The sequence below is a fragment of the Candidatus Binataceae bacterium genome (assembly GCA_036495685.1).
Classification (GTDB): domain Bacteria; phylum Desulfobacterota; class Binatia; order Binatales; family Binataceae; genus JAFAHS01.
This window is the reverse complement of record DASXMJ010000191.1, coordinates 1-22,700: the sequence shown is the minus strand read 5'-3', so window position 1 is coordinate 22,700 and position 22,700 is coordinate 1. Positions and strand designations below refer to the sequence as shown.

Below are 22,700 nucleotides of genomic sequence, written 5' to 3'. Positions count from 1 at the left end.
GAACTGGGGACGGCTCCGAAAGAAACACTGACTTCGGTCGGGTTGTTAGGTGAGGGCTATGATCGGCACGATTTTTCTGGTGGGTCTCACCATGGGTTGGGCGTTTGGACTCCCAGTCACACTGGAAGTAGTGCGCTCGACGCTCAGGTGCGTCGCACAAATGTAGCAGCGCTTCACGAGAGCAGCAGCACCTTGGGACCTGTCCCGGCGATGTGCCCAGGGAGCCGAGACGGATTCTGGCAACCTGCACTGACGGTTCTCTAGACGACAGGTTACCCGGATAGCGGCAGAAAACCTCGGGTCCGAATCTGACGCTATTCGGACTTCAACGAGCCACAGAGCGAGCGACTTCGGTCGTCGATCGCTGTTCGGGACTGTCCGTCGCCCGTTCCAGATTGGACAACGCCGTCTCTCACAACAGCCGAGACCGATGCTAGACGGACGGGTTCGCAATCGTTTCGAGAAAGTGTTCGATCGCCTCGTGCGACTGCTCGGGCTGCTCGAGCCAAAAGCAGTGGCCGGCGGGCTCGAGGATCCTGAGCTGCGCGCCGGCGATACGACCTGCAATCAGGCGGGAATTCTCCCAAGGAATGAGCGCGTCGTCTTTGCCCGTGATCACCAAGGTCGGGCATTTGATTTGCGGCAGGCGATCGTAGGTATCGAAGGTTTGTAACGCTTCCAGGCGCCGGGCAAAGCCGACCGGATCGATTGGCCGCTGCCGGCGCTGCTCGACCATCAGGGAAATCAACTCCGGATGGCTTGCGAGGTAGCCCTTGGTAAATGCAGCTTCCGTCAGCGCCCTGCCCCGCTCTTCAGCCGACATTTCTTTCGTTGAATAGGCGTTGGTGGCCAGCCCCGTCGCGCGAATCGACTTCGGGCCGCCGGGCGTTGTGCAGCCAAGCACGAGAGAACGTACTTTGGGTGCATGCCGCAGTGCAAACTCCTGGGCGATCATCCCTCCCATCGAGACGCCGATGATGTGAGCATCCGCAAATCCGACATGGTCCATCAGTGCCGCCGTGTCGTCGGCTAGCATCGCCACCGAGTAAGGCATGTCCGGTTTATCACTCAGACCCGAGCCGCGTTGGTCGAAAGTCAGGACCTTGAACCTTGGCCTGAATGTGGCTGCGACGCCAGCGAACATCGTCTGGTCGCCTTGGGCGCCGTGAATCATCACCATCGGGGTGCCTGCGCCGCCAACTTCGTGAGCAATATTAATTCCGTTTATCTGTGCGTGTTCCATTTTTCTTCCTTATTCCGGAGTCACAGATGAGGGTAAGGCAAACGGCAGAGAAAGTAGAGCCGCGGTGGCGATTGCAATCATTGACGCGAGCATCCTTATTCCTACAACTGTGGCTTCCGGGCTTAGGTCCGAAGTGACGCGTTGCTGCGGTGGGACTGAGACGACGGCGATCCTAAGGAATGAGCAGCAACTTTCCGGTAGAGCGGCGCGATTCGAGAAAACGATGGGCCTGCGCTGCTTCGGCCAGTGGAAACCTGCCTCCGATCGGCACGGTCAATTTCTCCTCGCGCTCGAGGCGAAACACCTCGTCGAGGGCTCGTTTGTGATGGTCGGCCAGCGCATACATCATCGTCACGGCGAATCCGCTGACCTTCACCGACTTGCCGAACAATTCGAGCGGATTAACCGGACCCGGTGCGCCGCCCGCACGGCCATAGACTATCAGGTGTCCGAGCGGGGCTAGACATCGTAGTCCCTTCTCGAAGGTTGGCTTGCCGACCGCATCGAGAATCAGGTTCACTCCGCGTCCTTCGCTAAGATTCAGCGCTTGCTCGGCGAAGTCCTGAGTTTCGTAGTTGATCACCCAATCGGCACCAAACTGCGTAACTAGCGCGAGCTTTTCATCGCTCGAGACCGTCCCGATCACGCGCGCACCCGCGGCCTTGGCGATTTGCACCGCGGCTATCCCGACGCCCCCGGCGGCCGAGTGCACGATTACAAATTCGCCCGGCTTGGTGTCGTTACAGGTGTGGAGCATGTGCCAGGCGGTCAAGACTGCGATGGGAAACGCAGCGGCCTGCTCGAAGTTCATTTCCTCAGGAATCGGCATGACCCGCGAGGCACGAATGAGGGTGTAGTCGGCATAGGCACCCATCCCGATGTAGGCAACCCGCATTCCGGTCTTCAGGGCTTTCACATCGGAGGCGACCGCCGCAATCACTCCCGAAGCCTCCATGCCCGGCGTATCGGGAAATCGGGGTTTGACCAGATAGGTACCGCGAAGGAAGAACGTATCGCCGTAGTTGATCGCAATGACGTGATTCTTCACCAGCACCGTACCGGGACGAAGTTCCGGCACGGGAACCTCCCTCAATTCCATCACCTCAGCCCCGCCTAGCCGGTCAAACTGAATGGCTCTCATCGTTCCCATCGCAATGCAAAGACGCCCCGGCGCCAGATAAAAAATCGGGAGTCTATCCACAGGTTATCCACAAGCGCGGCAGATTTTAACCTGGCGAAATACGCTCGCATAGCACTATTGGACCAAGAACAACCGATCAGGGCGCGGTTGTCAAAGGTTGGTTTTGAAGCCAAGAGGGCTGCGGGAAAGCAGGCTGTTGGTAACTTTTAATCAATTCTTCCCAACTCCTCGGCACCTCTAAACGCGCCTGTTGGATCGGTTGCCAGGTCTCCTGAGGATGCCAAGAACCACCAGGGCGGGAGGAGGTAGAGCGAGAGGTGAAGTAAACGTTTTTCATTCACCTGAGGTACCTGACCCCGAGACACGTCAAAGGAAATCTCGGTTATCCACAGCCTCTCGCGGGGGCGACTTCTGCACGGTTCCACGAAAATACGTTTAACAACGCTAGAGCTAAAGTCGCTATTTCAATGCAGACGTGCTTAGCATCACCCCTGATGCTGGCAACCGGGTCAACTAACGTCTGTAAGGAGCGTTGACACAAAACTTTACTTGACTTTTTGTGATGCTAAATGTATCCATTTGCGACCCTGATTTTTCCGTTGAGTTGGGGGAACCATGACTGGAGGTATCGGAAGAAATCAGAAGTCCGGCCCGTTCGCAATAGTCCTGAACCCACGCCTGAATTCTATCACCTAACTCCTTACCATTCACACCTTTGGCGGACGCGGCTCGCCCACTGCCTGATTTTCTGAAAGCGGACATTTTTGAGTCGCCTTGATGCGCGGTGAATTTCCGCGCTCAAAGAGCAACCGGTCTCGTCGCAGCTCTTGAGTCCCTCGTTCTCCCGAGGGCTCCCTGCCTGCGGCGACGACAGCGGTACCCTCGACGCGCGCGCCGAAAGCGAAAAAAGCAGTGCCCAGTGCGACGCAGCGGTGTGCCCGAGTTCGCCAGTTACTGGCGGTCGATGGAATGGAAGAAGGGCTAAAGATGAGATTTGGAAAACTAATCGGGTTGCTATTTGGATCGCTCGTGCTGGCCACGGCTCGAGCGGCATGTGCGGAGGTTATAATAACCAATCCTACCAATGGAGCGACGGTGAACGGCACCATCACTGTCAGTGCGCAAATCACTTCGGCGTGGTGGTCTAAACTCTGGGTTGACGGAAAGGGGATCGCGGTTTCAGGAATCGGCAACGTCAGCTTCACCTGGAAAACCAATTCCTTTGCAAACGGCACCCACACCCTGCAGGTCGACGCGTACCCGAGCGGCAAGCCGGCCAATGCCGCCGAGACGATCAAAGTCAACGTGAACAACAGCGGTACTTCACCCGTGGGGCATTTCTATACGCTTCCGGCGAGCGCTTCGCTACCCAACGACGAGACCTGTGCGGCGGAGATCCCCTGGGAACAGGAAATGGTTCCTGATAATCAAGGGCCGAACAATACCAAACCAACCTCTGCACAGCTCCAAGCATACGCTAACAATGGTTATGCGTGGAGTCCCTACAACGGAACTTGGGCCTATGCTCGGGTGGACGGGCAATACACCGGCACCACCGATATGATTTTTCGCTGGGCCGCATGCAAATGGGGTATCGACGAGGATGTGGTCCGCGCTCAGGCGACCGACGAACATTGGAGCTGGGACCAGCTGAACAGCGGCGGGGACAAACACACCGTCGAATCCCAGTGCGTTAACGGGGATTTCACTAGTCTTTGGAACTACGAATGCTCCGATTGCTGTTATGACTCATGGGGCGACTTCCAGACCAAAGTCTATTACGACTGGCAAACCTGGCCGATGATGCAGACCTCTACTGCGTTTTCGGCGGACTACCGTTTCGCTGACCAAAGAGCCTGCATGGACGGTGACTTGGCGCCATACTTTGCCGGCAAGCCTGCCTACAATGGGCACACCTATGCTGGTGATATCGCCAGCGGAAATCTCAACACGATCTTATGGGGATGCATCGGGCTGCACTATTCCGGCAGTTGGTACGATGGCGACTCGACATCAGGCGCAGTCTGGTATATCAACGCTCTCCAACAAACAGCCGCGCAGAAACCCTGGAAGACCCGGTGGCCCTCTGTCAATTGGCCTGACTGATCAAAGACCTTCACGGACTCAACGCACCGGCGGTGACGCTCCAATCGTCACCGCTGGGCTTTACCCTTTTGCCCGGTCGGCCCTCTTCGCTTGAGCCCCGGCTCCCAGGAGGACGCCGATGGCCCCTGAGCATTCGCCCGATAAGCGTTGCGTTCACCGAAGTCTCTAGCGTGAGGCGGCAGCGCCGCTTCGCCGCAATAGTGAAAAACAGGCAGCCTCTCCTGTCAGCAACTGTGGGGAACGCTTTCTCTGGCCAACGGCGCGGCTATTCCCTAAATCCTGTCCGGATCCAGATCTTCACTGAAACAGGTGCCAGCGGCTTCGCTTTCGACAGTCGTCAAGGCAGGTAACGCGCACCGACCTGCGCTGACCAGGTCGGACGATCGCGGCAATTTTCTACGCGACGATGACCAAACGCGAAGCAATTTGCCTCACCTGACGGGATTCGGAGTCGGCAGGCCGGCGCTTTTGACTTGGCACGAAGCCTGCCCAGCGAGCAGCGGCCTCGCTGGCTCGAAGCGTCTCGTGTTCTCAGCGAGCCGGAAGGAATGCCGGTAGGGTCGTGGTTTCTATGCACCGCTCAAGTTGCGCAATCGAGAAATCCCCCTCCACTGCCAGCAGATTCCCACGCCGGTTCGTTTTCATAGTCGGATCTGGACATAGCGGTTCGACGGTGCTGGCGATGATCCTCGGCGCCCATGCGGAGATTCTTGCGCTGAGCGAGATCGCTTTCTTCGACCGCTGGATAGGGCTCAACCAACTTTGCAACTGCGGAGTACCAGTCAGGTCCTGTCCCCTATGGTCGAAGGTGGTAGATCGGCTGAGCGCGAAGCGGGCCTTCAGCCCAACCGATTTCGCCAACGAGTTTGCAATTGATCTGTCCAGGATCTTCGAGCGAACCCTCCCCCGCAACGCCTGGCGCATCTAGTATCAATCATCGCCGTGCGGACCTTCCCGAAGCCCATATGGCTTCAAATGGCTCGCTTGTCGGCTTGGTCGGCGCTACTCGAGCGAACTCGCAATGCCGTTGAGTTTTATGCGCTGCATGTGAGGTTAGCGGACGGCCTATTGTGGTCGACTCTTCGAAGAGTATCTACCGTTTTCTACACATCCATTTCATGCGGCCGTGTGAGGTCCTCGCCGTTTACCTCACCAGGGACGGCCGCGCGGTAATGAACTCGCTCATGAAGACCGGCTACACAGCTCACGAGGCCGCCAAGAGATGGTGGCGCGCGAACCTGTATACAAAGTGGATGCTTCGTCGTGTCCCGCCTGAGCGTCAGATCCGTCTGGCTTACGAAGAACTCTGCCGCGCCCCCGCAGCAGACCATTCGCAAACTTTGCCGGTTTATCGGTATTCAATACCTTCCTTCAATGTTTGCGAGTCCCGCGGAGCCTTACCATCTTATCGGCGGCAATGATGTGCGCCTGAAGCCTGACTTGAGCCTGGTCGAAGATCGGTCCTGGCAAACTGAGTTGTCGGCGGATTCGCTAGACGTATTCGAGCGGCTTTCCGGTCGTATGAATCGGAAGCTGCTGAAGCAGCGTTCCTACAGCTAGATGAGGGCCGCGTGGAAACCGACTCGACGAGACCGACCCTAGTGGCAAAGCCTCAGCTCGCTGTGCGCTGGTAGGATCCAGCAACTTCCGTCCCACATCGCAACCTGTCGCGGAATTTGACCACGCCGACAATTTGCAAGCACGCGGTTATGCCCCACAAACCACACATCCTCGCCTTCGCCCAAGCACTGATCCTGGGGGACTCGGACGACTTATGAAGTTGGCATCCGCTCAGTCTCAACATCTACGCGAACGGGTCAGCGACGCCAAATGTATCGCGAGCTACTACCCCCGCCTCAAGCGAGGCCCGGAGGTGGCCAACCTCAGTAGAATCCTCTGGCGATTCGAGGGCACAACTTCATTTATTTTCGCGAGGCGCATCTACTAAGTCACCAGATGCAGGAGCCAGAGCCACTGCGCCCGATACGCGAGAGTCCAGATCGAATGCGCGGACCGAATAGGTCAGTCCTTTTGGAAACGCGATTACTGCGAGGCTCATGCGCGCTCTGTCCTCAAGCGAGCGGAGAAGCGCGGAATTCTGGTGTTCCGATTTTAGGCTCAGCGGGGAGCCCAAACTTGATGGAGAAAAAATGAAGGCGCGTAAACCGTTAAGCGACGAAATCCTTACTGCGAAGGAAGTGGCGAACTTTCTCCCGATCCATCCGTCGACCATCTACGGGCTGGCGAAGAGCGGTGATCTGTGGGCTTTCCCAGTTGGGGTTGGGGTGATTGGCGCTTCAGTCGCGTTTCATTTGAGCAATGGTTGGAATCCCGCAGGCAAAATGACTGAAGGTTGGGCCGTATCCGGCAGTATCTAATGTTCTTCGCGGCCGACGGTCGATCCCAGCGCATTTGCATCTAATGGCTTCCGCCTTGCCGCTGAAGCTTTTCCAGCACCTGGTCAATGGTGAAGGACGCTGCTTTTTGGCGTGGCGGATATTCCCCGAAAGTTTTTAGAAAATCTGCCACGATTGCCTGCGCGGGAAGGAACAGAAAGATGTGATCTAACACCCAGTCCCAATAGGTGTTCGAGGTAATATCGGCGCGCTCGTAGGGATCGGTGCGGAGGTTAAATAGCTTAGGAAACCGCAACGAGACGAGTGGTTCCTGCCAGATTCGCAGGGTGCCGGGCATCCGCTGTTCCATGAACGTCACTTTCCAATTGTCGTATCGCATGGCCATCATATCGCCGTCGTCGGAGAAGTAAAAGTATTCCACCCGCGGCGCCTTCGCCGGGCCGCTCAAGTGAGGCAGGAAATTGTATCCGTCGAGGTGAACCTTGAAGGTTTTCTTGCCCGCCTGATGGCCCTTGAGAAGTTTTTCTTTGATGTCGCCCTCGCCAGCGGCGGCCAAGAAGGTTGGCAGCCAATCCAGGTGGCTGATGATTTCATTGGAGACACTGCCAGGTTTGACAACGCCCGGCCAACGGACCATGCACGGGACGCGGAAGGCCCCTTCCCAGTTCGAGTCCTTCTCGTTGCGAAAGGGTGTCATACCAGCGTCAGGCCACGAGTTCATGTGCGGGCCGTTATCGGTGCTGTACATGACGATCGTATCTTCGGCGATGCCCAGGTCGTCCAGTTTTTGTAGCAGTTTGCCGACTACCAGGTCGTGTTCAATCATCACGTCGTGATATTCCGACTGCCAGCGCCCGGCCTGGCCCCGGATCTGGGGCTTGGCGTGTGTGCGGAAATGCATGTGTGAGGTGTTGAACCATACGAAGAACGGTTTGCTGGCCCCGACTTGACGCTCTAGGAAGTCATTCGTTTTGGCCACGACCTCATCATCGATGGTCTCCATACGCTTCTTGCTCAGTGGACCGGTATCGTGAATTGATTGGGTGCCGTCTGGATTTACCTTGCACTCGAGCACACCGCGGGGGCCTTAATTCTTCTTGAAGTTGGGATAGTCGGAGGACAAAGGATAATCCGGCAACTCTGGCTCTTCCATCGCGTTCAAGTGGTAGAGGAAGCCAAAAAACTCGTCGAATCCGTGGTTGGTTGGCAGAAATTCATCCTTGTCGCCGAAATGGTTCTTGCCGAACTGGCCGGTGGCATAGCCCAGCGGCTTTAGCAGCTCCGCGATGGTGGGATCTTCACCACGCAGGCCCAGATCGGCTCCCGGCAATCCGACCTTGCTCAAACCCGTACGAAATACGCTCTGACCCGTAATGAATGCCGATCGTCCCGCAGTGCAACTCTGCTCCCCGTAGCTGTCAGTGAACAGAATTCCCTCCTCGGCAATTCGATCGATATGAGGTGTCCGGTAACCCATCATCCCCTTGGTAAAGATACTGAGGTTGGAGGTGCCGATGTCGTCACCCCAGATGACTAGAATGTTTGGCTTCGCCTTCGCCATTGAAACCTCTCCTCGATGAATCGACGGAACTCGGGCCTATAAGCGGCAGAAGTCCCGCTTCCCTCCGGCCCGCAATTCCGTCGGCTGCTAAACCATGATCCGATTGTGGCCTTTGGCGTGGCGCTGTAAATGACACCTTGGTGACATCTGCCACCCTCTAAAAATTGCCCAGTTCCCGGGAGGTGTCGGAGCTCGGGGTCCGCGCCGTATGACCCTGCCTGGCCTCCGCTAGGTTCAGGGTGGCTGGTATCCCAAGCGGGATTGGGGTCCGCTGGCGCATTGGCTCCGCTGACTACTGCTTAAACACTACCGGAGGCCCGGCGACTCGCGTCGCCTTCAGGGAGACCGTCACCGATACACGGTCGGCGATCTTAATAAAGGGAATGCCGCTGTTCATCCCGTAATCTTTGCGGTCGAAGGCCATGGTCCCGTTAATCTGCCCCGTGCCGGTTCCTCTGCCAGACACCGTGAGTGCCAGCTTCTCGGCCTTAGTAACACCCCGAATTGTAAAGTTGCCGTCCAGCTCAAAGGTGTCAGGAGCGGTCTGTACGACCTTGGTTGACTTAAACGTAATCAACGGATTGTTGTTGACGTCGAAGAAATCCGAGCTTTTGAGCTTGCTATTCTTCAGGCTGCTCCCCGTATCCACGCTGGCAGCCTGTATCTCAACGTCAAAGACTGCAGTCGTCACCTCCGGGGACGTGAAGGTTAGAGTGGCGCTCCACTGGTCGAACCGACCTTCGATCGGCACGGACGCTTTCACGCCGAACTTGATCGTGCTTTCGAGCGGCGTAATTTGAAAAACTGGAACCTCTTGCGCAGAGCTTAATGACGGGAGTACGGCTGACGCCACGACGAAGAGAGCGCTAGCTACCCATCGCCTGCCCTGTAAAAATTCTTTATTCATTGTTATTAACCGCTGATTCGTCCGTGACCCTGCAGCCGACGCTTCCTGGCCACCGCTTTATGGTTGAGGTTCTTTTCTTACATCCTGTTGAATCGCGCAATTGGACATTGGTCCAATGAAGGCGGCTGCCCTAGGCGCTAGTTCCCCGCATCCCCCCACCACAACGGCCGTCGAAAGGCCTTCATTTTTGGTCGTCGCGGTCGCATACCGCTTTCGGCGCAAACGCGTCGGACGATGGGTAAGCTTCCTGGCGTTCGGCTCAGCTGGTCGGCTGGTTATTCGGTTCGACTGGCAGAATAAACTCCAGGGTAGCGCCACGCACTGGATTGCGAGTGGCCCAGATCCGGCCTCCATGATTCTCGATGATTGAACGAACGATGGTGAGGCCCATGCCCATGCCACGCGGTTTGGTCGTGTAAAAAGCCTCGAACAGATTCGGTATCACCTTGGCGTCGATACCCTTGCCGGAATCGCGCACGGATACGTGTACGTGATTGGGCTCCACCTGATCCGCGCGCAGAACAACCTCGCGCGGTCCGTCGCCGTCGCAAACCGAGTCAAATGCATTTACGACCAGGCTCAGGATGGCTTGCGTCAAATGTGTCTTGTCGCCTCGCACGCGTGGCAGCGAATCGGACAACTCCAAGGACCACGAGATTTCCTTCATCCTCGCATCGCTGTTCACTATGCGAGCTACCTCAACTATGAGTTGCCTGACATCGATCGGTGCCATCTTGGCCGCGCCGCGTTGGAACATGGCGCGAACATTCTTGACGATATCTACTGCCCGTGCATCATCGCGAATAATATCGTCCAGCGCGGCGTCAATTTCGATTAGATCCGGGGTCTTGGCGGTAAGCAGGCGTCGAGCAGCTTTCGCATTGTTCAAGATTGCTCCGAGCGGCTGGTTGAGCTCGTGCGCCAGCGAAGCGGTCAGCTCTCCCATCGTCATTACCTGTGAAGCCTGACGCAATTCCTCCGCGAGCCGGCGGATCTCCGTTTCGGCACGCTTTCGTTCAAAGGCGTTTCCGAAGATCTCAGCCACCAGTTTGAGGCGCTGCACTTCCTGCTCCGACCAATGTTTCTCGAAACGGACCGCGCCAAACAAGAGGGCACCGACCACGACTCCGCCGACCCGCAATGGGATCGTAACGTTAGATTTGCTCCCGGCGTCACGGAAGACCTCCCGATCAGTTGAGGCCTCCGGCGGAACGTCGTCCAGGCGCGAGAACACTACCACGTGGCCCGATGCTATCTGGTCATCGAGCCAAGGGGTTTCAGGTGTCCGATCAATCGGTATGCCCCGCTGCGGGGTCCCAACACCCGCTCGCGCCCACTGATGGGTTACGTAGAGAAATCCGTCTTGGGGAACTACTTGCACGACGGTACTGCGATCGACCTTCATCGCCAGCACGATCCGCTCAAGCCCGTGCTCCATTTCACGGTCGATCTCGTCAACCGCCACACGGACGAAAGCGGCCGATAAATCGCTGAGCAGCGCTTCGAAATCTACCCCTGTAGCTCCAGCACCCTTTTGTGCACGATGAGCGCCCGCACCGGAGGTTTTTTTGGTTTCTTTCAAACGCGCAGCCACGTACAAGCTTCGCTGCCCGTCTGAGCATCGCCATGAGCTTGGCGAACGGGCAGTTCCCGTCTCGTTCTTATATGTCTGATCGACCGACGCGGGAAAGGGCCAAGCGCGCCGCTACCGTCCCGCTGGTTCTTTTTAGCGACGTGAGTCCGAAAGATCGCGCGGCCGTCCCTTGCTGGCTGCGGCCAGCGTGTGTGTTGGCGCCGGACCCTTCAGAGAAAGACATCCTCCCTCAAGAGACCGGATGCGCTGCTCGGACCGCGTTACGATTTCGGCCGTCAAACGCATCCGCAGTGCGAAGTTCCTCCGAGAGGAACCAAAAAGCCTGGCCTCAATTCCGGAACCCATTTATTGCAGTCGACAGCTGGTCTTTTCCCGCCTGAATACGCAGGACCGCGAGCGCGTCCAACTAGCAAGGTGCTACTAGAACGATCTTCGTGACTGCCGCGAGCTGCTAGTTGAAGGCGGTAGATCCGTTTCCTCCTTCGTAAAGACCAATTTCAGAGGGTGACAGAGAGGTGACCTTGTTTTGGCTTGGTTTTGTTTCGGCTTTCGGAGTTTCATCGCTGATAGCCCTCCTCCTGTGTCTGACCATCAATAGATCGAGCAGATAGTCGATTCCAAAGTGAGAGATAAAATGGTCCGAATTTTTGTAGAGCCTGCAGCCCCTGGTCATGACCTCCCAGGCAGCTTCATAAAGGCGCTGAATATTCTCAATGAGAACGGCATCAAACCCCGCTCGGGCACGAAGCTGGTCTCAAAATATGCAGTTATCGTCACCGAAGACCCATTGAAGGTTCTCGAGCATCTGCGAATCGCGGATATCGACGCGTTCGTCGAGCGATAGACCCACAGTCCGCGCTCGCCGTGATGAGCGCGCGCCCACCCCCTCGAGTGCCCATTGGACCAAAGTCCAATTTCACAAGGCTCACGCTTCTGGTACGAACAAATCACTAGTTGGTCCGCTCGAGTAGTAACCCTCAGCTCGAAGGTGAAACCCGACTTGGAAGTGAAAGCACTCAGAGTTGGACATGACGAATTGCTGACCGCCGATGAGTTGGCGGACTTTCTGCGGGTCCATCGCTCGACGGTCTACAGGTTGCTCAGAAACGGCCAACTCCCCGCATTCCGGGTCGGCAGTGATTGGCGGTTCAGTCGCGACCTTATTGAAAAATGGCTACATACCCGCATCCGCGCGACTCCCGTCTGATGATCTAAGAGGATGTCTCCCTCCGAGATGCTCAACTCCAAGTTGGGGAGCTTCCGCGAAGAGGAGATTCGACGAGGGTTACGAACATTACGTGGGCCTCGTCATCATTCTGCGTTCACCTCGGAGATCAGCGGATCCGCGAACCTCGAACCTCACGACCCCTCGCCGATCGCTTACTGCCTCGATGTACCCGCGTCCAGGTCGTCGATATAAAGCGAGCGAAACTCGCAGTTTTACATAATTTTGGCCGCGGCGTCTGGATCGCTTACGTCGAGTGCGGAGGTAGGTAGAATCCGGCGCCACCATCGATCCCGAGAATTCATCGTCAATCCGCGACTACATCAACACAGTTCCGCTGACCCACTACTATTCCCGGACCTTGCCACCGCGCTGGGTCCAACCCCATCTTGAGCTCTTCGCCTCAAAAATGATCTCCGCGTTCCGCGAAGTCTAAGTGAGGTCCGAACCGGATCGCGACTCGGTGCACAAGACCTTTGCCAGTCCAACTTCCGTTCCGGGCTCAACCCGTCTACGGTAAGAAAAACGGAGACGCTCCATGGCCCCCAGTGAAGTTACGGGAATCGTCGAAATACCTAGCAATCATTCGGTAGACCAAACCGTGCAAAAGCTTGAGGACATACTCAAGGCGAAGGGAGTCCAATTGTTCGCGATGGTCGACCACAGCGGCGAAGCCCAAAGGGCGGGTTTGAAAATGCGTCCTACCAAGCTGTTGATCTTTGGGAGTCCCAAGGCCGGCACGCCGCTTATGTTGGCTGCCCCCAGCAGCGCGATCGATCTACCCCTCAAGATCCTGGTCGGCGAGGATGAGAACGGAAAGGTTTGGGTTTCGTACAACAGCCCGAGTTACCTGAAGGAGCGGCATGGCCTGCCACAGGAACTGCTCCAAAATATCGCGATCATCGAAACTCTAGCGTCCATGATCGCGGAGTAGGCGCGACGACAAAGGAGAGTACTCAGCCGTCGCAGACGCGACTGCGCACATCTAGCCCCAGTACGGTTTCTTCGCCTCGGGTGGGTGGCCATGGCTCGCTCCCCCCTTATCGTCAACCATGTTCCGAACTTGACGAGCGCATACCCCTAGCGCCCACCAAATGCAGGCTTCGCATGAGCTTCGGCGGCTAAGGTGATCAGGTATGCATCGCTGAATTCGGTGTTAAGTGCCAAATAGCAGGACCTCACTGGTCCGTGTCAGACAAAACCTCGTGAAACAACACCGGTCATCTCTCGAGTTCAAAAACGGCAGGGGGGTCTTGTTTACAAAGGTGTGGTGCGTTGTTACCGCGTTTCTCTAAAACTCAAGTTTTGAAGACTCCAATCGGATAACTGATGAACCTCGTCCAACAATCCAACCGACGGCGCATCCAACATTTTTTTAAAATCCCGGACGCTTTTAATCGATTGGTAAGACCTGGTTAATGGGAATGCTGTAGTAGTTCCCAAGCGGTTATTCCGATCGCTCGCCAACCTCGCTGGGGGACTACCACGATGAAGATCAGATCCGGTGTTCAAAGTATCATCCACAACTCTGCGGTTACGCTAAGTTTTGTCGCAGCGATGAATTTTGTGATTGGGATTCCTCTCGTCGGCGCTGCAGTTCCACCCAGCAACGACAACAACACTAGTACTCCCATTAAACATGTAATTGTGATCATCGGCGAAAACCGCACGTTCGACCACATTTTCGCCACCTATCAGCCAAAGACTGGGCAGACGGTGAACAATCTTCTGTCCGAAAAGATCATCAACGCCGACGGATCACCAGGGCCGAACTTTTCTATGGCCAACCAGAACTCGGCTTGCGATGTCGGGAAGGGGGGCCTTTGTCCTAACACAGGAGACACTTCTGCAACCGGTCAGCTGTACGAGACCAGCCCGGGCGACAAGGCGCTCTACCCATTTCTTCCAGACCCGTTGGCCGGAGGTCCCACCAACGTCTGTACAGACAACGGTATGTGTACTCCGCGAGACGCGACCACCTCGGAGAACGGCCTGGCGCCCAACTATTATCAGTTCCTATTGACTGGCGGCACCGGCCTGAAGTCGAAGACTCCGGACACCAGGATCCAGAACGTCAACAGTCTTTCCCCGGGACCCTTCCAGCTAACTTCCGCCACGTTCCCTTATGACGCTTACGCCGCTAGTCCCGTACACAGGTTTTACCAGATGTGGCAGCAAGCCGACTGTAACCTGACTTTCGCCTCCCTTATGAACCCGGGCGGCTGTCTACAAGACTTGTTTGCGTGGGTCGAAGTGACGGTTGGTGCTGGTACTAACGGCCTGGCGCAGCCGCGCAATTTTAGCACTGAGTTTTCTCCCTCGGCGAAGACCACTGGCGAAGGGTCGACGGCGCTCGGCTTCTATAACGTTCAGCAAGGCGACGCCCCCTATCTAGAGTTCCTCGCTGACACTTACTCGATGAGCGACAACTATCACCAGGCGGTTATGGGCGGCACCGGCGCGAATCACATCATGATGGGATATGGCGATGCGCTCTTTTTCAGTGATGCGGCGGGAAATCCAGCCATTCCACCTCATAACCGGTTGGTCCTGAAAGGGACGCCCAATGCCGGCGTTGTCGATGAGGTGGAAGACCCAAATCCGGCTGGGGGCACAAACAACTGGTACACTGAGGACGGCTACGGCGGTGGGGCGTTTGGCTCCGCCGCATTCGGCGGCGGCTCGTACAGCGACTGCGCCGATACCACACAACCGGGGGTGACCGCAGTCACTACGTACCTCGGTTCAGTATCTATCAACCCCAACTGCGCTCCTGACCACTACTATCTGCTCAACAATTACAACCCGGGTTATTTCGGCGATGGGTCGAACGCCTCCACCGATACAAATGTGAACAACACTCCCTTTACGATTCCACCGTCGACTGTACGCAATGTCGGTGACGCGTTAATTGATAAAAATGTTTCCTTTAAATACTACGGCGATCAGTTTAACGCCTATCTTACCGACAAGTACCAGCTGAATTTTGGGGCAATCGGGCCGACCAGCGATCAGTACTGCAACATCTGCAACTTCTTCCAGTATTCCACCTCCATCATGACCAACGCGGCGGTTCGCACTACGCACCTGAAAGACACGACTGACCTTTACAGCGATATCGCTAATGGTACGCTGCCGGCGGTATCCTTCGTCAAGCCCAGCGGCTGGGTTGATGGCCATCCGGCTTCATCGAAGCTCATCCTGTTCGAGGGCTTCGTCAAGAAGATCGTCGATGCAGTGCAGGCCAACCCAAGCTTGTGGGCGAGCACTGCAATCTTCATCACCTTTGACGAGGGCGGTGGCTACTACGACTCCGGTTACATCCAGGCGCTCGATTTCTTCGGCGATGGTACCCGTATCCCGATGATGGTGGTTTCGCCCTTTTCAACTGGCGGCCACATTTCCCACGTCTATAGCGACCACGTGTCCATCCTAAAGTTCATCGAGTTCAACTGGAGCGTCGCGCCTATCACGAGTCGGAGCCGAGACAATCTGAAGAATCCGGTGACCAGTGCGGGCAACCCCTATGTCCCGAACAATCGCCCCGCCATCGGAGATCTGACCGATTTGTTCAACTTCTCATCGGCTCCTTGAAATTGCGGGGAAGGGAGCCTGCCTCTGGCCAGAGTGCAGGTTCCCTTCCTCATAGCTACAATCAAGTTTGGCCGCGCCTTCGGTTTCTCGCCGCCTGCAGGTACCGTCACCGTCGACATTGTTCACTCAATCTTGTCGCGTAAGAATCGCAGGTTCGGAAAGCTGCCGCTTCACGCGCAATCGCCAGAGTTGATCGGGGCTGACCTGAATTAAACGATTCCACTCTGGTTAAATTTGAGCGAACGGCCATCGTCTTCTAGGAACGCTTAGCTACCGATCTTTTGCACAGCGGGGAAAGAAGAGCCGAGATTGCTGCGGCACCACGGATGAGATTGGCGGGTTAACGACGTGCTTAAGTCTGCGAGTCTTTAGGCTTAAAACACCTCGACCGTGATGTGCGATGCGGCAAGTCCCGACCTAACGGGCCTCACGCGACTTGCACCTCCGGGAGCGCTCTCCTTCAGATCGCCTGGATGTCGCTCTTAAAGCAGGGATGCTAGTACCGGTGCAGTTTTGTTCGGTTCACAGGCGGCTCAGCCACTTCGGTTTGGCCTGGTCGACGTAAGGAATTGCTTTACAGCCAACATTTCGAGGCGATCCGCATATGCGTCTTTCCACAACGCGAAGAAGGTTTCATGTTGTCCCGCATGGTCACAAATGCCCGAGCTTTTGGGCGAACCCAAAAACTGCCCAGGGGCGGTCAGGAAAAGTTCGCCTCCAGCTGGTCGCGAACTCCCGCGGGAGAAGAAGGCTAGCCGGAATAGAAACCCCGCCATATTCACAGGGTGGCATCTTCCGAGGCAATTTTGTACACGATGAGCAAGGCGAGGATCCTTTATCGTTGGGAGAAAACTGATGGCCAGAATCATCGTTGAACCCGCGGCAAGTGGTAACGACCTGTCCGACAGTTTCGTGAAGGCGCTGAAGTTGCTCAGCGAGAGTGGCATCAAGCCGCAGTCAGGTACCAAGCTAGTCTCAAAATATGCGGTCATAGTTGTGGAAGACCCCGTGAAGGTCGTTGAGCATCTGCGTGCGGGGAATATTCCCGCTTCTGTGGAGCGATAATCGCCTTCCGTACCACGGGCCAAATTCGTTCGCCTTCCGACCGAAATTAGTGAGGAGGAGTTCGATGTCTCTCTATCTCGACGAAATCTTCTTAAACGTCACCAGCAAAGAAAGTTTCAAAAGCGCCTACCAACTCATTGAGGCTGCTATGAAGAATGGCTTTCCGCCGGGTGTCACGCTGAAGGCTGGTCCGTGGGCCTCGAACGAAGAGGCTAAGATAGTGTTGGTACTTGACATCCAGGACCATGAGCTCACGTTCCGTCCGTTCAGCGACGCGATTGCGCGCGGGTTGGTAAGCAAGCGAAAACTTAGTCCTATCGTCGATTGGACGACACTCAGCAAGACAGTCGCAGAGATGTAAGGCTGGGGCCAAACCAAGCGAGGCGCCACGGATCTGCGAGGTGCGCTCCGTTTCGCCCAGCAGATCTTGAAACAGAGCGTCGGCCTGGTGAATGCCGAAAGCGGCACGTGGCCTCGGCTTGAGCGCCCGTCTCAAAAGCTCAGCTCAAGCTCGACCACCTTATCCTCTACCTCATGGCGGTGAGATCGATTCAGGAACGAGACGCGCCGTCATTGGATGCGACTCATGCCGAACCAGAATATCCAAGAAGTACTTGTAAGCCATCGTGGCCGCGACCTTCTCAGCCATCTCAGGAGCGGCCCCGATTCGGACCCTGTCGAACCTCTGGCCGCCAATCTTCACCTGCACATATGGGCTTGCAACGTTCTTCTGAACTCGCTCGAAGGCCCGATCGCCCAGCCGCACGTAAAGCTTCCCGTCGATAACGACCGGCCACAGCCTCGACCAGCGTTCACCTTCTTTCGCTCCGACTGTCATTATCTCTAGGGTGCTCAGATCCCGAAATGCGTTTGGGTTCCATCCGGGAGCGAGATTCTCCGCAGCGCAAACTGCCCATCAACCTGAACCACAGGCCGACCAAAGCCACAATCGTGTTGCGCGTATGTAGAATCTTCATGCGCTCACGCCCCACCCAGACTTGCTAACATCATATTTTCAGGCGCGCGCGATCGTGTGCTGCCCCGAAATCGAGCAGGGGTCCTTTGGGAACGATGCCGGTGGGGTTAATGGTCGTGTGACTCATGTAATAGTGGCGCTTGATATGTACGAGATTGACGGTCTCCGCTACACCGGGCTTCTGATAGAGTTCGCGCGTGTAGTTCCAGAGATTTGGATAGTCGACCAGCCGACGCAGATTGCATTTGAAATGGCCATAGTAAACTGAATCGAACCGCACCAAGGTGGTGAACAGGCGCCAGTCGGCTTCTGTCAGTTCGTTACCCGCGACATAGCGCTGGCTTGCGAGCTGTGTCTCGATTCGATCAAGAGCGGCGAACAGCGCGTCGAAGGCGGTCTCATAGGCTGTCTGGGCGGTGGCAAAGCCGCACTTGTAAACTCCATTGTTCACGTTGTCATAGACATAGGCGTTGATCTCGTCGACCCGGGTACGCAGGTGAGCGGGAAGAAAATTGATCTCCCGACTTCCCCACTCGTCGAAGGCGCTGTTCAGCATCCTGATAATCTCGGCGGATTCGTTATTGACGACCGTGTTACGGTGTTTATCCCACAATACCGGAACCGTCACGCGGCCCGTGAAGTCGGGGCGAGCCAATCGATAGACCTCGTAAAGATACCGAACCCCGTTCGCACTATCGGCTGTTGATCCCGGATAAAGGGACCCGTCGGGAGCCGTGAACGCCCACCCATTGCTACCCATGATGGGATCAACCACCGACGTCGATATCACCTGCTCGAGTCGCTTGAGCTTGCGGAAAATCAACGTTCGATGTGCCCACGGGCAGGCTAGAGATACATATAGATGATAGCGCCCCGGCTCGGCTTTGAACCCGCCTGAGCCACTCGGGCCAGGTTCGCCCGTCGGGGTTACCCAGTTCCGAAACGCGGCGTCGGCACGCACGAAACGACCTTCGGTCTTACTCGTGTCGTACCAGCTATCTTGCCATTCACCATTTATTAGCAGTCCCATGACTCACCTCCCCGGCTCGCCCCTTCAAGATGACCAGAGTCTCCTAAGGCCAGCCCGTGCAACAAACCTGGGAGTGCGCCGTCGAGAAATCCTTTCCTCATCGCGAGAAGCCTCGGTGTCCGCGAGTGAAAAATCATTAGATTTTCTGCGAAAGAACGGGGCAGACGGAGCCGTGTCATTTCTGGCTCCCGATCGCAGGCGCTGATTCAAATCCGAACGTTTTCAAAAATGAACCACTGCAAGTTTACGATACCACAATCTTTGAGAGCGCAGCGTCAAGATGCTCGAGAAGTACGGGAAGTCGACGATAGGACTCCAGCTGTGCAGCCAGGTCACCACTTTCCGACGCAGCGCGGGTCGTTAAATCGTCGCTCATGTGGATGAATTCATTAACTGATTGCTTTAGGGGTGCGGGGGATCGGTCCGGCGAACGGACGGACTCAAGCATATTAATTTTCGATTCGAGGGCATCGCAATATTCCCTTTCCTGCGTAAAGCGGCGTGCGAGCACCTCGTGGGGTAGAGTTGCTTCCGCTCCCGACCCCCGCGCACGCGCTATGACCTGAAAACGATACGCGATTCGGATGAGGGTAGCCGCGGCATTAACTCCATTGGTTGAATTCACCAACCCGCGTCGGCCTTCAAGTTTCGCCTGATCCGCGAGGTTGAGGACTTCAAACAGGTCTATGCTCAGGCGTTGCTCTAGGGCGGCGCTCTGTGTCTCGGTGACGGTCCCGTCGGCAACTTCCTTTGCGAAAGCTACCGTAGTGCGGATCAATTTACTAAGACTCTCAACCAGCTTGTCACTGGCATATTCCGGCCATAGAAACAAAAACACGAAGCCGGTCGTGAGAACGCCCAGCACGATGCCCCAAAAGCGCCACAGGGGCCGGTAAATGTCCGAGGATGGCCCCAGTCCGACATAGCAGATCAGAAACGTGATGCCGGTTTGAATGCCCGCATAGTTCAACCAGTCGCTGCTCTGCGACAGGTAAGTAGAGAAAAAGGTCACCGCGAATATCGCGACCAGATATGCTGGCAGCGAGTCGAAGTTCTGTGACACAAGGAGCATTGCCCCGAGCGCGGCAAGCCCGCCCATCATGCATCCGACTAGGCGCAGGATAGTCTTGCGCAAGACTGCGCCATATTGGTTGGGTTGGCCCGCGACCGCGATGCTCCAAAGGATGGTCTGAAGGTCGGCGCGTTGCGTCGTCAGTCCGACCTGGAGCCCCAATACCATTGTGGCTCCGAGCTTTACACTGAAGCGAAATCTGTCCGAATTAAAAAATTCATGCCCGACAGTCTTTTCCTCTCCGGTTGCCTCGCTAGCGACCCTTCCGAAAAGCGGCGTGGCCAGTAGATTTTCGATCACATCCAGAGCGTCCACAAATCCAGCAAAATTCGACACCCCACCCGCCGTCGCGGTCTCGCGGCCCGTCAGAATTTGCGCGCTCGCGTCTTTCAGCTGCCGGATCAACCCGCGCAAATGAGGTGAGACTTCCTCTGCGGGATTCTCAACACCCTGGATTCCGGCGAGCACGTCCTCGGCCCGTCTCGCGAGAACCGCGTCGAGATCGCTCAAAACCACCCTGAGCTGGTATCGATAGGTTCGTCTGATTTCATCTGATACCGGTTCATCGGCGAGCACCGCGAGACGCTCCACTTCCAGAAAGACCCGCTCGGCGGTAACCACTGCGTCGAGTAAACGAGCAAGATGCTCGGGTGTCGGCTTCTCGTGTTCCTTGATCGACTCCAACAGTGCCAAGTGTGATGCCAGCTGCGATGCAAGTAGTGGAGTCGGCAGTGGCGCGGAAAGCGGATCGAGATAGCGTTGCTCGACCATTTGGAGGCGCATTCTAGATCGTTCGAAGTCGGCGGCTACGGACTCCAGCAGCTTTGGCTCCGCCGGAGACGGCCAAATCCAGCTGTCGACTGCGACCATCACCAAGGTCGCGGCCAAAATCCCGTCGAAAGTGTAGGTCGAGCCCCAGCCGATCTGACCCGGCTCAAAAATTCCGACATACACGGTCGTGATGGTTCCCACTGCCACCAGCGCCAGGATCAGAAACAATCGGGTGTTGGACAGCAGGTAGGCCACGGTCGCGAACACCACAAACAGGAAGGCGATAATGAGCCCCGGATAGTCCAACAGTTTGCCGGTTATCGGCACGATGGCTGCCTGCATTATCGCGGCGGAGACAATGGTTAGGCCTCCTTCGAACAGTCCGAAAGAAATTCCAGGTTGTCCAAGTCGGAAGGCGAACAGGGCTCCGAACGGGCCAAGTATCTGTAGTGTGGCAGCGCACCCCGTAGTAACAGTGGCTTTGACTGCGGTCCGCGCTGCCTCGATGAACCGCCGGCGAGTCGGGGCCAGCTCCTTTGTCAGGAATTCGATGGCCGACGAGGCCACTATCTGCCCCTTACCGTGACTACTGCCGTTTGGCCCATACGAAACGGATGGTTGGCGTCAGCATGCTTAAGGCTGATTCGAACGGGAAAGCGTTGATTAAGTCGCACCCAGTTGAGCGTCTCTTCGACATTCGGCAGGCCGCCGACCGTAGCACCATTGGATTGAAAGAGTCCCCACCCGATCCCCTCCACCTCTCCGTGGAAAAGCCTTCCCGGGTAGCTCAGCAGCGAGACGTCAGCGCCCATTCCAGGCCGGATTCGATCCAGCAGGTCTTCTCTGAAATACGCGAGCACGTACCAATTGCTGTCGTCAATCAGAGTAAGCACGGGCTGCCCGACATTGGCGTACTGCCCCTCGGCAATGTTCAGGTTGGTTACGTAGCCATCAAAAGGCGCACGCACGAAGCAGTAATCGTAGTTGAGCTGCGCGTCGTCAATCGCTTCCTGAGCCGCACGGATTCGCTGGTTGACATCGCCCAAAACACCCAACGCATCTTGCGCCTTCTGCAGATCAGAAGTCGCGGCAGCGACGCCCGCCTGCGCGGCCTTAAGCTTGTTGCGCGCCTCAACCACCTCGTTATCGGTAACGAAATCGCGCTCGCGCAACGGGACGATACGGTCCAGATACTGTTTGATATTTGCCGCGTCAGCCTTGCGCAGGGACAACTGGGCATCCGCCGCCTTGATCGTGTCTTGCAGCGTTTTGATCTCGATCTGGGTCAAGTGCAGTTTGGTCCACGCGGTATCCAGCGCAAGTTTGTAGGGACGTGGATCGACCACGAACAAAAGGTCGCCCTTCTTTACTCGCTGGTTGTCCTTTATGGGTAGTTGAAGGATTTGACCACTGACATGGGCCGCCACCGACGCCGTGTCCGCGCGAACGTAGGCGTCATCAGTCCGCGGATTTGCAAAATACGCTCGGTAAACGACCCACCCCAGCACCAAGGCCGCCAGGACCAGAACACCGCTCAACGTTCGCCCGAGCGCTCGCGTCCACGGGGGCCGTCTCGATGCCGTTTTGCTTGGCTGCGCCATAGGAACCTTTTACCGGTTCACCTCCCAACGAGCAGCCAGCAAAGGAAGGCGACCACCAGCGCAAGACAGCAGTAGACGAGGGTTCGGGGCGCCATCCATTGGTCGAGTCCAATGGCAACAAACAATGGCCGCAAAGATAGCGCGATCGTAGCTCACACCAGAAGACACAATGTCCACAAGGGGAAATTCGCCCCGGCCACGCTAATGACGGGACTAATGACTGGACTGCACCCTGCCAAGATAGGCGGGCCTAGCAGACCGAACGACAGTTCAATTCGGGGTTGAGTATTCACGGTACAGGCGCACTCGAGGCCGACGCGCCCCCGACCGCGTGAACCACGGCGGACGACGAGATCAACAGGCCTGCCTTAGTTTGGATGAGCGTATATCGCGCCGCCATCAGGTCGCGCTCTGCGCCAATCAAATCGGTGATGGTTGCGAGTCCGCGCCGGTGGCT

Annotated in this window: 18 protein-coding genes and 1 pseudogene; 9 read left to right on the top strand and 10 right to left on the bottom strand. The window is 56.5% G+C overall.

Annotated elements, in window-relative coordinates; genetic code table 11:
* Positions 1 to 433: 433 nt before the first annotated feature.
* Together VGI36_17390 and VGI36_17385 are read right to left on the bottom strand one after the other, a co-directional pair.
* A complete protein-coding gene (locus tag VGI36_17390; GenBank protein ID HEY2486921.1) occupies positions 434 to 1,243 on the bottom strand; it encodes an alpha/beta fold hydrolase in 810 nt (269 codons plus the stop codon).
* A 172-nt stretch (positions 1,244 to 1,415) separates the two neighbouring features.
* Positions 1,416 to 2,384 (bottom strand): quinone oxidoreductase, encoded by a 969-nt coding sequence (locus tag VGI36_17385; protein HEY2486920.1) that lies wholly within the window; start codon positions 2,382 to 2,384, stop codon positions 1,416 to 1,418.
* A 969-nt stretch (positions 2,385 to 3,353) separates the two neighbouring features.
* Here VGI36_17385 and VGI36_17380 point away from each other — a divergent pair.
* The 3 genes from VGI36_17380 to VGI36_17370 all read left to right on the top strand — a co-directional run bounded on the left by VGI36_17380 (position 3,354) and on the right by VGI36_17370 (position 6,868).
* On the top strand, positions 3,354 to 4,490 hold the full coding sequence (locus tag VGI36_17380; GenBank protein ID HEY2486919.1) for an Ig-like domain-containing protein: 1,137 nt from the start codon (positions 3,354 to 3,356) through the stop codon (positions 4,488 to 4,490).
* A 682-nt stretch (positions 4,491 to 5,172) separates the two neighbouring features.
* Positions 5,173 to 5,418, top strand: a complete 246-nt coding sequence (locus VGI36_17375) for a hypothetical protein (GenBank protein HEY2486918.1) — start codon at positions 5,173 to 5,175, stop codon at positions 5,416 to 5,418.
* Between the two features lie 1,222 nt (positions 5,419 to 6,640).
* The gene (locus VGI36_17370; protein ID HEY2486917.1) at positions 6,641 to 6,868 is read left to right on the top strand and encodes a helix-turn-helix domain-containing protein; all 228 of its coding nucleotides are present in this window, start codon (positions 6,641 to 6,643) and stop codon (positions 6,866 to 6,868) included.
* Between the two features lie 40 nt (positions 6,869 to 6,908).
* On the opposite strand, the gene VGI36_17365 is transcribed toward VGI36_17370, so the two are convergent.
* The 4 genes and pseudogenes from VGI36_17365 to VGI36_17350 form a co-directional block, all read right to left on the bottom strand.
* Entirely contained in the window at positions 6,909 to 7,268 is a 360-nt protein-coding gene (locus VGI36_17365) for a hypothetical protein (protein HEY2486916.1), read from the bottom strand.
* 132 nt (positions 7,269 to 7,400) lie between these two features.
* Positions 7,401 to 8,408: pseudogene (locus VGI36_17360) on the bottom strand (arylsulfatase).
* 292 nt (positions 8,409 to 8,700) lie between these two features.
* Positions 8,701 to 9,315 (bottom strand): YceI family protein, encoded by a 615-nt coding sequence (locus VGI36_17355; GenBank protein ID HEY2486915.1) that lies wholly within the window; start codon positions 9,313 to 9,315, stop codon positions 8,701 to 8,703.
* Positions 9,316 to 9,574: 259 nt separating this feature from the next.
* Complete coding sequence (locus VGI36_17350; protein ID HEY2486914.1) at positions 9,575 to 10,909, bottom strand: GAF domain-containing sensor histidine kinase; 1,335 nt, start codon at positions 10,907 to 10,909, stop codon at positions 9,575 to 9,577.
* A gap of 634 nt (positions 10,910 to 11,543) precedes the next feature.
* Between VGI36_17350 and VGI36_17345 the strand changes: the two genes are divergently transcribed.
* The 6 genes from VGI36_17345 to VGI36_17320 all read left to right on the top strand — a co-directional run bounded on the left by VGI36_17345 (position 11,544) and on the right by VGI36_17320 (position 17,154).
* The gene (locus VGI36_17345; GenBank protein ID HEY2486913.1) at positions 11,544 to 11,753 is read left to right on the top strand and encodes a hypothetical protein; all 210 of its coding nucleotides are present in this window, start codon (positions 11,544 to 11,546) and stop codon (positions 11,751 to 11,753) included.
* A 144-nt stretch (positions 11,754 to 11,897) separates the two neighbouring features.
* On the top strand, positions 11,898 to 12,116 hold the full coding sequence (locus VGI36_17340; protein HEY2486912.1) for a helix-turn-helix domain-containing protein: 219 nt from the start codon (positions 11,898 to 11,900) through the stop codon (positions 12,114 to 12,116).
* 556 nt (positions 12,117 to 12,672) lie between these two features.
* Positions 12,673 to 13,068, top strand: a complete 396-nt coding sequence (locus VGI36_17335; protein HEY2486911.1) for a DUF302 domain-containing protein — start codon at positions 12,673 to 12,675, stop codon at positions 13,066 to 13,068.
* A 554-nt stretch (positions 13,069 to 13,622) separates the two neighbouring features.
* Complete coding sequence (locus VGI36_17330) at positions 13,623 to 15,728, top strand: alkaline phosphatase family protein (protein HEY2486910.1); 2,106 nt, start codon at positions 13,623 to 13,625, stop codon at positions 15,726 to 15,728.
* An 855-nt stretch (positions 15,729 to 16,583) separates the two neighbouring features.
* Positions 16,584 to 16,793, top strand: coding sequence for a hypothetical protein (locus VGI36_17325; GenBank protein HEY2486909.1), 210 nt, complete (start codon positions 16,584 to 16,586; stop codon positions 16,791 to 16,793).
* A gap of 64 nt (positions 16,794 to 16,857) precedes the next feature.
* Complete coding sequence (locus VGI36_17320) at positions 16,858 to 17,154, top strand: hypothetical protein (protein HEY2486908.1); 297 nt, start codon at positions 16,858 to 16,860, stop codon at positions 17,152 to 17,154.
* 171 nt (positions 17,155 to 17,325) lie between these two features.
* Here the strand turns inward: VGI36_17320 and VGI36_17315 are convergent, their stop codons facing one another.
* The 4 genes from VGI36_17315 to VGI36_17300 form a co-directional block, all read right to left on the bottom strand.
* Positions 17,326 to 17,631 carry a hypothetical protein gene (locus tag VGI36_17315; protein ID HEY2486907.1) on the bottom strand — a complete coding sequence of 102 codons (306 nt, stop codon included), beginning with the start codon at positions 17,629 to 17,631 and terminating at the stop codon, positions 17,326 to 17,328.
* A 169-nt stretch (positions 17,632 to 17,800) separates the two neighbouring features.
* Positions 17,801 to 18,799, bottom strand: a complete 999-nt coding sequence (locus tag VGI36_17310) for a glutathione S-transferase family protein (GenBank protein HEY2486906.1) — start codon at positions 18,797 to 18,799, stop codon at positions 17,801 to 17,803.
* 244 nt (positions 18,800 to 19,043) lie between these two features.
* Entirely contained in the window at positions 19,044 to 21,209 is a 2,166-nt protein-coding gene (locus VGI36_17305) for an FUSC family protein (GenBank protein HEY2486905.1), read from the bottom strand.
* The gene (locus tag VGI36_17300; protein ID HEY2486904.1) at positions 21,209 to 22,243 is read right to left on the bottom strand and encodes an HlyD family efflux transporter periplasmic adaptor subunit; all 1,035 of its coding nucleotides are present in this window, start codon (positions 22,241 to 22,243) and stop codon (positions 21,209 to 21,211) included. The genes VGI36_17305 and VGI36_17300 overlap by 1 nt, the downstream gene beginning before the upstream one ends.
* Between the last annotated feature and the right edge of the window lie 457 nt (positions 22,244 to 22,700).